The sequence below is a fragment of the Cupriavidus alkaliphilus genome, from assembly GCF_014191175.1.
GTDB classification, from domain to species: domain Bacteria; phylum Pseudomonadota; class Gammaproteobacteria; order Burkholderiales; family Burkholderiaceae; genus Cupriavidus; species Cupriavidus alkaliphilus.
This window is the reverse complement of record NZ_JACHWE010000004.1, coordinates 537,967-552,377: the sequence shown is the minus strand read 5'-3', so window position 1 is coordinate 552,377 and position 14,411 is coordinate 537,967. Positions and strand designations below refer to the sequence as shown.

Sequence of the window (14,411 nt, the reverse complement as noted above, 5' to 3'; positions counted from 1 at the left end):
CAAGCGGGAGAGGGCGTACACAATCAGCCTTTGCCTGATGCCATCGCCGCCAGCACCGTCTCCGGCACGAACGGCGGCCGGCGCAGGCGCACCCCCAGCGCATCGAACAAGGCATTGGCAATCGCCGGCGCGCCCGGCAGCGAGGCCGATTCGCCCGCGCCCAGTGGCGGCTCTGACTGGCGCGGCATCAGCACCACGTCGATCGGCGGGATTTCCGGGAAGGTCAGCAGCGGATAGCTGCCCCATTCGCGGCTGGCGACACCGTCGGCATCGAAGCGGACCTGCTCCTTCAGCACGCGGCTGAGGGTCTGCACCACATTGCCGTGGACCTGGTGGCGCACGCCGTCGGGATTGACGACCATGCCGGTGTCCTGCCCCACCACCACCTTGTCGATGGCGATGCGGCCCGTGCCCGCGTCCACGGACAGGTCCACCACCCAGGCGGCCCAGGCCGCGCCGAATCCGGGAAAGCGGCTGTGGATATAGCGCGCGAAGGCCACGCCCCGTCCGCGCAGCCGCCCGTCGGCATCCGGCACGCCGCGCGATCCGGCCGCGCCGCGCTGCCAGCCCGCCGCCTCGGCGACGGCCCGCAGCAAATCCGCGGCGCGTTCGTCAGGCAGGTGCCGCAGGCGGAAATCGACCGGGTCGGCGCGCGCCGCCAGCGCCAGCTCGTCGATCACGCACTCATGCGCGAATGCATTGGGCAGCGCCGACACGCCGCGCAGCCACGACGCGCGCACGATCGCCGGCGTGTCGTCGCAGCCGATACGGCGCGCGGCATAGGCATAGGGCGGCACCGCGGTACGGTCGCCCATCTCCAGCATGCGTGGGGCATTGGAGACGGCACCGGTCAGCACCAGCGCCAGCGTGGGCGCGTCGTTGGACGGATAGCGGCTGGTGAAATCGTAGCCGAGCAGCGCGCCGCCGGCGCCGAGCGTGGCGCTGACATCCATCAGCTGGGCCGCGCCCTTGGGCTCCCACAAGTGCTCCTGCTCGCGCGACAGCTGCACGCGCACCGGCCGCCCCACCGCGCGCGACAGCAGCGCCGCGTCGGCGCAGACGTCGTCGGCGCAATTGCGGCCGTAGCAGCCGGCGGCCTCCATGCGCACGATCTCGATGCGGTCTTCGCCCAGCCCGCACAGCCGGGACAGGTCGATGCGCAGCATGTGCGGGTTCTGCGTGCCGGACCATACTGTCAGGCCCTCTTCGTGCCAGTCGGCCACGGCGCAGGACGGGCCGATCGAGCCGTGCATCTGGTACGGCCACACGTAGCGACGCCGCAGTACCGTGCCGGCGCCGCCGGCGGGCAACTCGCCCTCGCTCAGCAGTTCGCGCCGCGTGGCCGGGTTGGCGCGCAGCGCCGGCTCCGGATCGTCCAGCGCGGGCAACGGCGGCACCGGCTTCCAGCGCACGCGCAGCCGGCGCGCGGCCTGCACCGCATACTCCTCGCGCTCGGCGACCACGCCGACGAAGTCGCCCTGCACCACCACCTCGACCAGGCCGGGCACGTCGCGCACCGAGTCCCGGTCGACGGCCAGCAAGCTGTTGCCGACGAAGGCGCCGCTGTCGCGCCCGGCATACGGCGGGCGCACCACGCGGCCGTGCAGCATGCCGGGCACGCGCACGTCGTGGACAAAGGTCAGCGCCCCGCGCGCCTTGTCGGGGATATCGACGCGTGGCGCCGCGCGGCCGACGACGCGGTAGGCGTCGACGGGCTTGGTCGGCACGTCTTCGGCCAGCGGCAGCTCAACGTGCTCGCCGGCAACCAGCGCCGCGTAAGCGATGCTGAGCTGCGTGCCGGGCACGCGCAATACGCCGTCTGCCGCTTCCAGCCTGGCGGCGTCCACGCCCAGCCGCCGTGCCGCGCGCGCCTGCAGCCACGCGCGCGCCTGCGCAGCGGCGCGGCGCAGCGGCAGCGCCGAGATCTGGATCGATGCGCTGGCGATGGTCGGGCCCTGGTTGGGCGTGGCCTCGGTATGGCCCAGCACCATGCGCACGTGCTCGAGCGGCACATCGAGTTCCTCGGCGACGATCTGCGCCAGCGCGGTGCGGATGCCGGTGCCGAGGTCGACGTGGCCGTTGAAGGCGAGCACCTCGCCGCTGTCGCGCACGGCGATAAACAGGTCCGGCAGCGCCGGCACATAGTCCGACGCCGCGCCGGGCTGGCCCGGCGCCGGGCGCGCGGCCGGCTGCGGGGCGCGCGTCACCAGCAGCACGCCGGTGGCCTGCAGCAGCGCCAGCCGCAGCGCGCGCGGCGTGGCGGCATCGGCCTGTGCCGGGGGTTGCAGCTGGGTTGCCGTCATCGTTTCATTCTCTCCGTCACTGCTGGCCGAGCAGGCCACCGATCGGGCCACCGATCGAGCCAAATCCGGCCACCGTTATACTGCGCCAACAGGCACACAGCAGAACCTCCCACCATGACCACCAAGACTGCGGCCGCGCCCGCCACCCGGCGGGCGGCAGCCGGCACCCGGGCCAGGCAGGCGCAGGACAGCCGCGAGCGCATCCTCAAGGCTGCCATCAAGGTCTTCGCCCAGCGCGGCTACGACGGCGGCCGCATCGAACGCATCTCGTCGCTGGCCAAGACCTACGACCGGATGATCTACTACTACTTCGGCAGCAAGGAGAAGCTGTTCGTCGAAGTGCTGGAGACCATCTACCTGCAGCTCAACCAGGCCGAGCAGCAGCTCGAGCATGAGCTCGACGCCGCCGACCCCGTGCGCGCGCTGTCGCAGCTGATCGATTTCGTCTGGCAGTATTACCTGGACCATCCCGAGTTCGTCGCCATCCTGACCAGCGAGAACATGAGCCAGGGCAGGCACGCGAAGAAGTCGGTGCGGCTGCGCGAGATCTCCAGCTACGCGCTCTCGGTGCTCGACGGCATCCTCGCGCGCGGCAAGGCCGCCGGACGGTTCCGCGCGGACGCCGGGGCGCGTGACGTGTATATGGTGATCGCTTCGCTCGGCTACTTCTATAACTCCAACCATCATACGCTCAGCGCCTTCCTGGGCGAGCCCATGATGAGCCCGCCCGCGCTGGCGCACTGGCGCGATGTGATCCAGCAGACCGTGCTGCGCACGGTGGCCTTGCCCGGCGCCGTGCCGGCGGCGCAAGTGCCACGCGCCGCCGCGCCGAGCAAGGCGGCACGCGGCAGGCGCGCGGCGGCGGGCTGAGGCCGGCACGGGCGCCATCGGCCAGGCTCAGGCGGCGGCGCGCACGCCTGCCACCTGCGCCAGCGCCTCGTCGCGCGGCAGCACCGTGGCGTACTTCTGCGCCATATCGAACAGGTTGGCCTCGTGCGGCCCCAGTGCGCGGTCGCCCACGCAATCCGACACCACCAGCGGGCGGAACCCCAGCGACATCGCATCGACCACGCTGGCGCGCACGCAGCCGCTGGTGACGCAGCCGGCCACCAGCAGCGTCTGCACGCCGCGCTGCGTCAGCCATGCCGCCAGCGAGGTGCCGAAGAACGCCGACGGCACCGTCTTGCGCACCACCAGCTCGCCCGCCGCGGGCGCCAGCTCGGGCACGATCTGGCTGTTGTGGCCATCTTCCTTCAGCGTCAGCATGCCCGGCACCTTCAGCGTGAAGATGTTGTGGTCGCTGTCGTCGTCGGCGAACACGATGCGGCTGTGCGCCACCGGCCAGCCGTGTTCGCGCGCGGCACGCAGCAGCGGCTGGGTGTTGCGGATGGCCTCGGGAATATTGCCGCCGCCGAACACCGCCGGATCGGCAAAGCCGTTGACGAAGTCGATGATCAGCAGCCCGTACGGCGCCTTCAGTTCCATCGCCGCGCCGAAACCCTGGCGCTGGTAAGTCTGCACTGCGTCATCCATGGCGCGAGTCCTTGTCTGCCTTGTAGAGCGATGCGGCCGGGGCATGGTGCCCGTCCATCACCTTGCCGCGCACCACCACCGGCTCGCCGTCGAGGCTGACGGTGCAGTGGCGCACGGGGATATCGATATGGCAGGCGGTGGTGCGGCTGCCGCCGGCTTCGTTGTTGGGGCCGAACGAGCACAGGAAGTTGCCCTCGTAGGCGCGCGCATCCATGCCGATGGTGGCCTCGCGGTCGTACATCGCCAGCGCCGACCAGCTCGCGCGCGGCTGCAGGCCCCAGCCGATATGCGACATGGCATACGCTTCCGGATCGTTGAACGACGCCATGTAGTCGGCCAGCAGCTCGGCGTCGACGCCGCCTTCGATGCGGCGCACGTAGCCGGCCTCGACCGTGATGCGGATCGGCGCCTGGAGATAGGACTTCATCGGCAGCAGGATGTCGCCGCGGTCGAGCACGATGGTGCCGTCGGTGCCGCCCTCGTCGGGCCAGGTCAGCACGAAGCCGCTCGGCCAGTGGTCCCAGCGCCCGGGCTCGTCGACAAAGCCATACTCGCTGATCGCGGGGAATTCCCCCAGGCGGCAGCGCAGGTCCATGCCGGCGTCGGACACGATATGCATCTCGCGCGCCTTGCCCAGCCGCTGCGTGGCTGCCTTGACGCGGGCGCGGTCGGCCTCGGTCGGCACCAGCCGCGCCAGCACTTCGGGCGGCTCCACCGCCAGCAGGATCCTGGTGCCGCCGGACAGGATCTCGTGCTGCTCGGGCGAGAACAGCAGCGTCATCAGGTCCAGCACCAGGTCGCTCGCCTTCAGCGCGGCGATCGCCGCGGGATTGCCGGTCAGCGGCGTGGTGCCGAGGTAGGCCAGCGCATCGCGGCTCAGCGCCTTCTCGCCGTTCACCGGCGGCAGGTCGAGCCGGTTGACGATGGCGCCCATCGACGCCGCCGCCACCATTGCCGTGCGCAGCGTCTGCGGATGCGTGGCGGCGCCGGTCAGCACGGTGACGGTCTGTCCCGGCTGCAGTTTCGACAGCGTCAGCACCTGCTGCCACGCTGTCGTCAGGTCGTAATCGCTTACGGGCATGTTGGCTCCTGTCAGTCCAGCGGCGCGCCGAGGAAATCGCCGAAGGCGCGGTAGAAGCCGGCCTCGTCGTCCCACGGGATCATGTGGCCGGCGTTGGCAACGTGCGCGACCAGCAAGGTTGGCAGCAGCGTGCGCATCTCCTGCACGTCCTGCGCCCGGATCACGTCGCCGCGGCCGGCGGTCATCAGCAGCGTCGGCACGGCGACCCGCGGCAGGTCGGCGTGGATATCGTCCTCATGGAAACCGTTGAAGCTGGCCAGGATCGCGCGCTCGTCGCAGGTATGCAGCCATTGCGCGCGCAGGCGCAGCTGGTCTTCGGTCCAGGTCGGGCAGAAAGCGCGCATGCCTTCGGCGTCGATGCCCTGCTGCGCCAGCCGGATCGAATCGATGTACCACGGCAGTTGCGACGGGTAGGCGCGGCGCCCCGGGCCGGATACCGGCGGATCGACCAGCACCAGCCGCGTCAGGCCCGCTGGCCTTTCGCGCGCGGCGCGGATGCCGATGCGCGCGCCCATCGAATGGCCGACCACGGCATAGCGCTGCAGTCCCAGCGCGGCGGCCAGGGCCACCACGTCGGCGGCCTGCGCATCGAGGCTGTAGTCCAGCTCCGGGCCGGCCTGCGACAGGCCGCGGCCGCGCACGTCGAGCACATAGGTATCGAACTGCTGCCCGAAGCGCTCGCCGACAAAGCCCCAGGTCACCGCGGGGCTGGTGATGCCCGGCACGATGATGACCGCATCGCGCTGCGCGCGCGCGCCCGCCTGCCCGCCATAGCGCAGGTAGTGCTGGCGGATGCCGTTGGCGTGGACGTGGGCGCCGTAGAGAAAGGTGCTGTCTGCCATGGCCTGCCCCTTCAGTACGCGCCCGACAGCAGCGCGCCGGCGCCCGGCACCACCGGCTCCAGCCCCAGGCGCTTGAGCAGCGCATAGGTGGTGGCAACGGCGGCGGTGACGACCGGCTTGCCGGTCATGGCCTCGACCTTGGCCACCGCGGGCAGCGACGGCATCTGCACGCAGGCGGACAGCACGATCACGTCGGCATCGGCGGTGTTCATCTGCGCGACGATCCCGGGCAGCTTCGCCGGATCGTGGCGGCCGACTTCCAGGTTGTCGGGGATCTCCAGCGCACGGTAGTCGACCACCTCGTAGCCTTCGTTGCGGATGTAGTCCACCACCAGTTCGGTCAGCGGCTTCATGTACGGCGCCACCACCGCGATGCGCTTGGCGCCCATCACCTTGAGCGCGTCGACCAGCGCGCCGGCGCTGGTGATCACGGGTGCGTCGCCGCCGTTCGCGGCGGTATGCGCCTGCAGGCGCTGCTCGGAGACGCGGTGGTAGCCGTGGCCCATCGCCATGATCGCCACCAGGCAGGCGTAGCCGAGCACGTCGACGCGGGCGTCGCTCAGCTCCACCGCGCAGCGGTCGGATTCGGCATCCATCGCGGCCAGTTCTTCCTTGACCACCTTCTTCATCCGCATCCGGCTCGAGTGGAAGGTGAAGCGCTCCGGGCGCACCAGCTGGCGCGCGGCCAGCATCGCCGGGATCTCGGTTTCCATGGTGGTGTTGGAGCTCGGCACGATCTGGCCGATTCGGAAAACTTTCTGCACTGTCGACTCCGTCATCTGTTTGTCTGCCCTTGGTTGCGCTTGGGTCGCGCTCTCGGTCTGCCTGCATCGGCCCAAGGCCTGCATGCTGCGAACGATTGTAGTGTACACACTTTATATAGGCAAACAGATTCTGCACCGGGACCGGTTCACTCGTTCAGTGCATACTTAATCCATGACTCCCTCTTTTAGCGCATGATTTCGCCATTGCAGCGCATCATTGCAAATCCATCACATGGTCGTCAGGGTTTTCCATAGGTTCGGTTGATTTTGCCTTTACCTCGATATTTTGAGTGTGTACACTCGTTTTCAACGGTCGGCCGCGTGGCCGCCCCAGCCCCCATCGACCTTGTGTCATTGCCAGGAGAAATAACGTGCAAGGCAAACCGCGAATCGCAGTTGTCGGCGCCGGACTCGGAGGGACGGCCGCGGCCGCCCTGCTGCAGCGAGCCGGCTTCCAAGTCAGGCTGTATGAGCAGGCACCGGCGTTCTCGCGCCTGGGCGCGGGCATCCATGTCGGGCCCAACGTGATGAAGATCATGCGGCGCATCGGCATCGAGGACGCGCTCAACGACATGGGCTGCCACCCCGACTACTGGTACAGCCGCGATGGCCTTACCGGCGAAGTGATCGCGCAGATCCCGCTGGGCGACTATGCGGTGCGGCACTACGGCGCCAGCTACCTGACCGTGCACCGCGGCGATTTCCACAAGCTGCTGACCGACGCCGTGGCACCCGGCACGCTGTTCTTCAACAAGAAGCTGGAAAGCGTCACCGACCAGGGCGATGTGGTGCAGCTGCGCTTCACCGACGGCACGGTCGAACAGGCCGATATCGTGGTCGGCGCCGACGGCGTCAACTCGCGCATCCGCGAGACCCTGCTGGGCGCCGAGCCGCCCAAGTACACCGGCTACGTCGCGCACCGCGCGGTGTTCCCGATCTCCCGCGTCAAGGGCTTCACGCACGAGCGCTGCACCAAGTGGTGGACCGATGACCGCCACATGATGGTCTACTTCGACACCAGCAAGCTCGACGAGATCTACTACGTCACCGGCGTACCCGAGCCCGATTGGGACATGAGCAAGAGCTGGGTGCCGAGCAGCATCGAAGAGATGCGCGCGGCCTTCGACGGCTGGCACGAAGGCGTGCAATCGCTGATCGAAGGCACGGTCGAAGTGACCAAGTGGCCGCTGCTGGAGCGCGACCCGCTGCCGCTGTGGAGCCGGGGCCGCCTGGTGCTGCTGGGCGATGCCTGCCACCCGATGAAGCCGCACATGGCGCAGGGCGCCGCGATGGCGATCGAGGATGCCGCCATGCTGACGCGCTGCTTCACAGAAGCCGGCACCGACGACTACGCGGCCGCCTTCGCGCTGTACGAGGCCAACCGCGCCGAGCGCGCCGGCAAGGTCCAGCTGGTTTCGCACAACAACACCTGGCTGCGCAGCAACGAGAACCCGGACTGGTGTTTCGGCTACGATGTGTTCAACGTGCCGCTGGTGTCGGCCGGGAGCAAGCCGCTGTCCGAAGCCGCCTGACCGCCTGACCGCCCTGCCCGCCGCCGCCCCTCGCGAAGAATGGGGCGCGGCGCCGCGATGCGTGATGTTCAAACCGCCCCCAGCCCCCGATGAACACGCCCCGCCCCCTGACCCTGCAGGTCAACCACGCCGAGCACACGCTCGAGGTGGCGCCTGACACGCCGCTGCTCTACATCCTGCGCAACGACCTGTGCTGCAACGGGCCCAAGTACGGTTGCGGCCTGGGCCAGTGCGGCGCCTGCACGGTGCTGGTAGATGGCCTGCCCGCGCGTTCGTGCGTGCTGCCGGTCCGGGCCGCGGTGGGCCACGCGGTGACCACGCTCGAGGGCCTGGGTACGGCACAGCATCCCGACCCCGTGCAGCAGGCGTTTATCGAAGAACAGGCCGCGCAATGCGGCTACTGCCTGAACGGCATGATCATGACCGCCAAGGCACTGCTGGCGCAGAACCCCGACCCCGACGAAGCGCAGATCCGCGAAGCCTTGCGCTTCAACCTGTGCCGTTGCGGCACGCATGTGGAAATCGTGCGCGCGGTCAGGCGGGCCGCGGTGCTGCAGCGACAAGCCGCGCAAGGGGCGGCGTCGTGAGCGCCGGCATCGTGCAAGCGGCGACGCCGGCCACGGCACTGGCCGCCGGCCTCCCGCCGGGCGCCGCCGATTGCCTGGTGGCCCATGTACTGACACCCCCGGGCCTGCGCTGGGTGGGCGGCGAGCCGCTCGCGGCGCGCCTGCTGCACGCCGAGCGCGACGCCGCGCTGGCGCTGCCTGGCATCCGCGCGGTGGTGGTCCGCAACAGCTTTGCCGGCGTGGCCGCGGTTTCGGCCATCCAGGCCGCCGACGCGGCGCGGGCGCTGCGGGCGCGCTGGTCTGGTCCGCCGCGCGCCGGCGCCACCGCTGCGGCGCGCCACACGCTGGCGCAGCGCGGCGATGCCGCCGATGCGCTCAAACACGCCCGCGTATCCCACACGCAGCATTACCAGTGGCCGCTGGCGGGCAGCCGCGACGATGCCTGCTGCACCGTTGTCGCCGACTGGCGCGACGGCATGCTGACCGTATGGCTGCCCGCCACGCGCCCCGGCGCACTGCGCGCCGAACTCGCTGCGCTGCTGGGCATCGCGCCAATGCAAGTGCTGCTGGTCTGCTGGCAAGACCCGCACGACCGCGCCGACCCCGCGCTGCTGGCACCGCACGCTGCCGCCGACGCGGCCCTGCTGGCGCACGCCAGCGGGCAACCGGTGGTGCGCCGGCTGCGCGCCGCCGAGGTGGGCCTGGCCGATGCCGCGTTCGATCTCCGCATCGATAGCGCCCGCACCGGCGCCACCGTCGACGCCTACGCCGCCACGCTGTCCGGCGCCACGGCCCCGGCTTCACCGCTGGCGCTGTGGCTGACGCATACGCCGGCGCCGGTGACGGACCGCCTTGATGCGGGGCATGGCGGCGACGCTGCGCTGCCGCCGTATGGCATCCCCCATGTCGAGCTCGCCGTGTCCGGTGACCCGGCTGCATTCGCAGCCGCGCCGCTGACGGCAGCCCGCGCGCAGGTGTTCGCGCGCGAATCCCATCTCGACGAGCTTGCCGCCGCCAGCGACGCCGACCCGGTGGCGCTGCGCCTCGCGCATCTGCACGACCCGCGCGGCGCGGCGCTGGTGCGGCAGGTGGCTGAGCGCGCCGGCTGGGACCCGGACGCCAATGCCGCCGCGCCACGCGCCAGCGCCGCCGCGGGCAACGTGCGACGCGGCCGCGGCTTTGCCTATGCCCACACCATCGACCACGACGCCGGCCAGAGCTGGTCGGCGTGGGTTGCGGAGGTCGAGGTCGACGGCACCACCGGCGAGTTGGCCGTCACGCGCGTCACGGTCGGGCATGACAGCGAATCGCTGCCGCCACCGCAAGCCGCCACGACGACGCGCTCGATCGAGCGGGACGTGGCCGCAACCGCGCTGCAGCTGACCGCCGCCACGCCGGGGTTCGACACCTGGCCGGCCGACGCGCGTGTTGCGGGGGAAACCTTGCCCGCCGTGCCGGCCCAGGCCCTGCCCGAAGTGCGGCTGGCCGGCACGCTGGCCACGCACGATGCGCTGGCTGCCGGCCCCACGGACTCGATGCCGGCGGCCGCCGCCGTCGCCAATGCCATCTACGATGCCACCGGCGTGCGCCTGCGCAAGCCACCGTTCAGCGCCGAACGCATCCGCCTGGCACTGGCCGAGGCAAGTCCCGGCGACAAACGCAAGAAGCGCGGCTGGATCGCGGCGGCGGCGGCCGCCGCGGCCGGCGTGTGCGCCACGCTGTTGCCGTGGCGCGCGCCGATCGCGCCGGTGGCGCCGCCCGAGCCCGGCTTCTATTCCGCCGCCACGCTCGAACGCGGCCGGCTGGTGGCCGCCGCCGGCGACTGCGCGGTCTGCCATACCGCACCGGGCGGCGCGAAGAACGCCGGCGGCCTGCCGCTGGAAACGCCCTTCGGCACGGTCTACAGCACCAACATCACGCCGGATGTGCAGACCGGCATCGGCAACTGGTCGTTCGCCGCCTTCGAGCGCGCCATGCGCGAAGGTATCCACCGCGACGGGCGGCGCCTGTATCCGGCGTTCCCGTACACCGCCTTCGCCAAGATCAGCGATGGCGACATGCAGGCGCTGTACGGCTACCTGATGTCGGCCGAGCCGGTGACCGCCGCGGTGCCGCAGACGCAGCTCGCCTTCCCCTTCAACGTGCGCCCGCTGCTGGCCGGCTGGAACCTGCTGTTCCATCGCAATAAACGCTTTACGCCGGACCCGTCGCGCTCGGCGCAATGGAATCGCGGCGCGTACCTGGCCGAGGGGCTGGGCCACTGCAGCGCCTGCCATTCGCCGCGCAACGCGCTCGGCGCCGAGCAAGGCGGGCGCCGCTACCTGACCGGCGGCAGCGCCGAAGGCTGGGAAGCGCCGGCGCTGACCGCGCTGTCGCAGGCGCCGGTGCCGTGGACCGAGGCCGCGCTGTTCACTTACCTGCGCGGCGGCTATGCGCCCCACCATGGCGCCGCCGCGGGACCGATGGCGCCGGTGGTGGAAGAACTCGCGCAATTGCCCGAGGACGACGTGCGCGCGATCGCGCATTACGTGGCCTCGTTCGGCGCGCCCGCACCGGCGCCGTCGGTGCTGGCGGCGCAGGCGGCGCAGGTCGAACAACGCAGCCAGCAGGCCGCGCGCACGCTGGGCGGTCCCGCCGAACGCCTGTACCAGAGCGCCTGCGCGGTCTGCCACCAGTCCGACCAGGGCATCGCGCAATTCGGCGTGAAGCCGTCGCTGGCGCTCAATACCAACCTGCACAGCAAGCTGCCGGACAACGTGATCCAGGTGTTGCTGCGCGGCATGCCGGCACCGCCCAACAGCGAGCTGGGCGCGATGCCTGGCTATGCCGACACGCTCGACGACCAGCAGATCGCGCAACTGGCGCAGTACCTGCGTGCGCGCTTTGCGCCCGACAAACCCGCATGGCAGGACCTGGAGAACACCGTCGCGCGGCTGCGCGCGGCGCCTGTCCACTGAACCACCGGAGCACCGTGCACCACGCTGGCAGGCCCTGCGCATCGGCGCCGGGCGCGTGGGCGTGACCGACCCTGCGCCAGCCGGCCAGCGCGCGGGAAAACCCCGAGGAGAGAAACGCAATTCGGCCTTGCCCGCCAGTTTCATGTAGCTTACGCTGAACGATCATGTAGTGCGCACTACATGAGTGCCAGCAGGCACGCAGCGGTGCCTCCCCGCACAAGGACGGCGCGCCGCAAGCGGCGGACAAGAACACAAAACCATAAGACCGGCCCGATACCTCACCGGACGCCCTGGCGCGGGGCTTGCATAGTTCCGCCAGACCACCGGACACCGGGCCTGACCAAACCAAGGGTAGACAACCAGGAGTGACTATGACGTATCAGTACCAGGAAGCTGTTGCAGGCGTGCTACCGGGTTAGTTCTAGCCTCGCCAGGTGGAAGCCATCGCCCCCGCCGGGACGCCGAGCGGCGCCAATCGTGCCAGTCACGCCGGCGCCGCTGCATTCCGCAGCAGCTGGCATCACGTGCCGGGCTGCTTCGCTCCACGCGTGCTTCCGAGTTCCAGAACCAGCCTATAAAGACAGGTAGACAAACATGTCGTCATCCATTTCATCCATGGCCACCACGACCATCCCGGACGCAACCCTGGGCTCGGCGCCCCAGCCCAGCGCGCGCGCAGCGTCGTCGCCCCCCATCACGATCGAGCAAGGCATCCGTGCGGCCGGCGTCGGCCGCTTCCAGTATCGGCTGTTCGTCATATTCGGCCTGGTGTGGCTTGCCGACGCGATGCAGGTGCTGTCGATCGGCTTCACCGCGCCGTCGATTGCGGCAACCTTCGGCATCCCGGTGCCGACGGCGCTGCAGACCGGCACCATGTTCTTCGTCGGCATGCTGATCGGCGCCTTCGTGTTCGGCCGGCTGGCCGACCGCATCGGCCGCCGTCCGGTGCTGATGATGGCGGTGATCATCGATGCGATCTGCGGCGTTGCCTCGGCCTTCGCGCCGGACTTCCAGTGGCTGCTGCTGTTGCGCTTCCTGACCGGCATCGGCGTCGGCGGCACCCTGCCGGTCGACTACACCATGATGGCCGAGTTCCTGCCGTCGGACCGGCGCGGCCGCTGGCTGGTGCTGCTGGAGTCGTTCTGGGCGGTCGGCACCATCCTGCTGGCGATCCTGGCGCTGATCGCGGTGTCGCGCGGCGACGACGCCTGGCGGCTGATCTTCCTGGTTACCGGCATCCCGGCGCTGGTCGGCGTGGTGTTCCGCTTCTTCGTGCCAGAGTCGCCGCTCTACCTGAATAAATCGGGACGCTCGGAGGAGGCCCGCGCGGTGCTGCAGCGGGTGGCCGCGGCCAACCGCGTGTCGGTGGAGATCGGCGCGCTGCAGCCGCAGAAGATGGAGCGCAAATCGGTGTTCGCGCTGTTCGCGGCCGGCTGCCGGCGCCGCACCATCTGCCTGCTGGCGGCGTGGATGCTGATCTCGATCGCCTATTACGGAGTCTTCGTCTACCTGCCGGTGAAGCTGGCGGGCCAGGGCTTCGGCTTCATGCGCGGCCAGGTGTTCCTGATCGTGCTGGCGCTGGTGCAGCTGCCCGGCTTCGCGCTGGCCGCGCACGGGGTCGAGCGCTGGGGCCGCAAGCCGACCCTGATCGGCTTCCTGCTGCTGAGCGCGGCGGGCTGCATGCTGTACAGCCTGGGCCAGTCCCCGGCGCTGGTGATCGGCTCGACCCTGCTGATGAGCTTCTCGCTGCTCGGCACCTGGGGCGCGCTGTACGCCTTCACGCCCGAGGTGTACCCGACCGACCTGCGCGCCAGCGGCATGGGCACCGCGGGTGCGATGGCGCGCTTCGGCGGCCTGTTCGCCCCGTCCATCATCGCGCCGATCATGGCCAGCCAGTTCACGCTGGCGCTGGTGCTGCTGTCCTCGTTCCTGGCCGTGGCGGCGCTGGCCATCTTCCTGGTCGATATCGAGTCGAAGGACCGCGCGCTCGACTAGCCGAAGGCGTCATGGCGCGGCTGTGGGGCCGCGGTGGGGCCGCGGTGGGGGCGCGGCGGCCCGCTTCCATTACAATCCGGCTGCAACGGCGCGGCGCGCGAGCCCCAACCGGCCTCGCGCGCGCGCTTCACTCGCCATCCCGCCGAGCCCTCGCCGCCAGCCATGAAACAAGATCCGCGCTTTCCCAACCTTTTCATCCTCGACCACCCGCTGATCCAGCACAAGCTCTCGCACATGCGCGACAAGGAAACGTCGACGCGCACGTTCCGCGAGCTGCTGCGCGAGATCACGCTGCTGATGGGCTACGAGATCACCCGCAACCTGCCGCTGACCACGCGCCGCATCGAAACCCCGCTGGTCGAGCTGGACGCCCCGGTGATCGCCGGCAAGAAGCTGACCATCGTGCCGGTGCTGCGCGCGGGCGTGGGCATGAGCGACGGGCTGGTCGAGCTGATCCCGTCGGCGCGCATCGGCCATATCGGCGTGTACCGCGACGAGCAGCATCGCCCGGTGGAATACCTGGTGCGCCTGCCCGCGCTGGAGGACCGCAGCTTCATCCTGTGCGATCCGATGGTCGCCACCGGCTATTCGGCCGCGCACGCGGTGGAGGTGCTCAAGCGCCGCGGCGTCAAGGACGAGGCCATCACCTTCGTCGCGCTGGTGGCCGCCCCCGAGGGCGTGGAAGTGTTCCAGAAAGCGCATCCGGGGGTGAAGCTGTTCGTCGCCTCGCTCGACAGCCACCTGGACGCCGATGCGTATATCGTGCCCGGGCTGGGCGATGCCGGCGACCGGCTGTTCGGCACCAAGAACTGAGCGTGGGCGGGCTGGCCGGCGCTTG

11 protein-coding genes are annotated in these 14,411 nt (G+C 70.2%); 6 read left to right on the top strand and 5 right to left on the bottom strand.

All coding sequences use genetic code 11. The features are described 5' to 3' along the window. Window positions 1-23 precede the first annotated feature (23 nt). Entirely contained in the window at window positions 24-2,303 is a 2,280-nt protein-coding gene (locus FHX60_RS17370) for a xanthine dehydrogenase family protein molybdopterin-binding subunit (protein WP_183284014.1), read from the bottom strand. Window positions 2,304-2,417: 114 nt separating this feature from the next. On the opposite strand from FHX60_RS17370, the gene FHX60_RS17365 reads away from it, so the two are divergent. After that, window positions 2,418-3,173: a TetR/AcrR family transcriptional regulator gene (locus FHX60_RS17365; protein WP_183284013.1), complete on the top strand. Its 756-nt coding sequence runs from the start codon at window positions 2,418-2,420 to the stop codon at window positions 3,171-3,173. A gap of 27 nt (window positions 3,174-3,200) precedes the next feature. On the opposite strand, the gene FHX60_RS17360 is transcribed toward FHX60_RS17365, so the two are convergent. From FHX60_RS17360 to FHX60_RS17345, 4 genes are read right to left on the bottom strand one after another with little or no spacing between them, the layout of a single operon-like run. Further along, window positions 3,201-3,836 (bottom strand): N-carbamoylsarcosine amidohydrolase, encoded by a 636-nt coding sequence (locus FHX60_RS17360; RefSeq protein ID WP_092308272.1) that lies wholly within the window; start codon window positions 3,834-3,836, stop codon window positions 3,201-3,203. After that, a complete protein-coding gene (locus FHX60_RS17355) occupies window positions 3,829-4,917 on the bottom strand; it encodes a 2,5-dihydroxypyridine 5,6-dioxygenase NicX family protein (RefSeq protein WP_092308270.1) in 1,089 nt (362 codons plus the stop codon). Before FHX60_RS17355 ends, FHX60_RS17360 begins: the two co-directional genes overlap by 8 nt. Window positions 4,918-4,928: 11 nt before the next feature. After that, on the bottom strand, window positions 4,929-5,759 hold the full coding sequence (locus tag FHX60_RS17350; RefSeq protein ID WP_112773517.1) for an alpha/beta fold hydrolase: 831 nt from the start codon (window positions 5,757-5,759) through the stop codon (window positions 4,929-4,931). Window positions 5,760-5,770: 11 nt separating this feature from the next. Beyond that, complete coding sequence (locus tag FHX60_RS17345; protein ID WP_112773518.1) at window positions 5,771-6,523, bottom strand: maleate cis-trans isomerase family protein; 753 nt, start codon at window positions 6,521-6,523, stop codon at window positions 5,771-5,773. A gap of 371 nt (window positions 6,524-6,894) precedes the next feature. On the opposite strand from FHX60_RS17345, the gene FHX60_RS17340 reads away from it, so the two are divergent. The 5 genes from FHX60_RS17340 (at window position 6,895) to upp (ending at window position 14,386) form a co-directional block, all read left to right on the top strand. Then, entirely contained in the window at window positions 6,895-8,055 is a 1,161-nt protein-coding gene (locus FHX60_RS17340; RefSeq protein ID WP_183284012.1) for an FAD-dependent monooxygenase, read from the top strand. A gap of 89 nt (window positions 8,056-8,144) precedes the next feature. Continuing rightward, complete coding sequence (locus FHX60_RS17335) at window positions 8,145-8,642, top strand: (2Fe-2S)-binding protein (RefSeq protein WP_092308262.1); 498 nt, start codon at window positions 8,145-8,147, stop codon at window positions 8,640-8,642. Continuing rightward, window positions 8,639-11,578, top strand: a complete 2,940-nt coding sequence (locus tag FHX60_RS17330) for a c-type cytochrome (RefSeq protein WP_183284011.1) — start codon at window positions 8,639-8,641, stop codon at window positions 11,576-11,578. Before FHX60_RS17335 ends, FHX60_RS17330 begins: the two co-directional genes overlap by 4 nt. Before the next feature lie 594 nt (window positions 11,579-12,172). Then, on the top strand, window positions 12,173-13,573 hold the full coding sequence (locus FHX60_RS17325) for an MFS transporter (protein ID WP_258396817.1): 1,401 nt from the start codon (window positions 12,173-12,175) through the stop codon (window positions 13,571-13,573). Window positions 13,574-13,735: 162 nt separating this feature from the next. Continuing rightward, window positions 13,736-14,386, top strand: coding sequence for a uracil phosphoribosyltransferase (gene upp, locus FHX60_RS17320; protein WP_012352165.1), 651 nt, complete (start codon window positions 13,736-13,738; stop codon window positions 14,384-14,386). Window positions 14,387-14,411: the final 25 nt, after the last annotated feature.

Excerpts from the sequence above, each read along its gene's own strand:
- FHX60_RS17360 (WP_092308272.1), bottom strand. The coding sequence starts at position 3,836 with ATGGATGACGCAGTGCAGACTTACCAGCGCCAGGGTTTCGGCGCGGCG.
- FHX60_RS17350 (WP_112773517.1), bottom strand. The coding sequence starts at position 5,759 with ATGGCAGACAGCACCTTTCTCTACGGCGCCCACGTCCACGCCAACGGC.
- FHX60_RS17325 (WP_258396817.1), top strand. The coding sequence starts at position 12,173 with ATGTCGTCATCCATTTCATCCATGGCCACCACGACCATCCCGGACGCA.
- FHX60_RS17355 (WP_092308270.1), bottom strand. The coding sequence starts at position 4,917 with ATGCCCGTAAGCGATTACGACCTGACGACAGCGTGGCAGCAGGTGCTG.
- FHX60_RS17365 (WP_183284013.1), top strand. The coding sequence starts at position 2,418 with ATGACCACCAAGACTGCGGCCGCGCCCGCCACCCGGCGGGCGGCAGCC.
- upp (WP_012352165.1), top strand. The coding sequence starts at position 13,736 with ATGAAACAAGATCCGCGCTTTCCCAACCTTTTCATCCTCGACCACCCG.
- FHX60_RS17335 (WP_092308262.1), top strand. The coding sequence starts at position 8,145 with ATGAACACGCCCCGCCCCCTGACCCTGCAGGTCAACCACGCCGAGCAC.
- FHX60_RS17370 (WP_183284014.1), bottom strand. The coding sequence starts at position 2,303 with ATGACGGCAACCCAGCTGCAACCCCCGGCACAGGCCGATGCCGCCACG.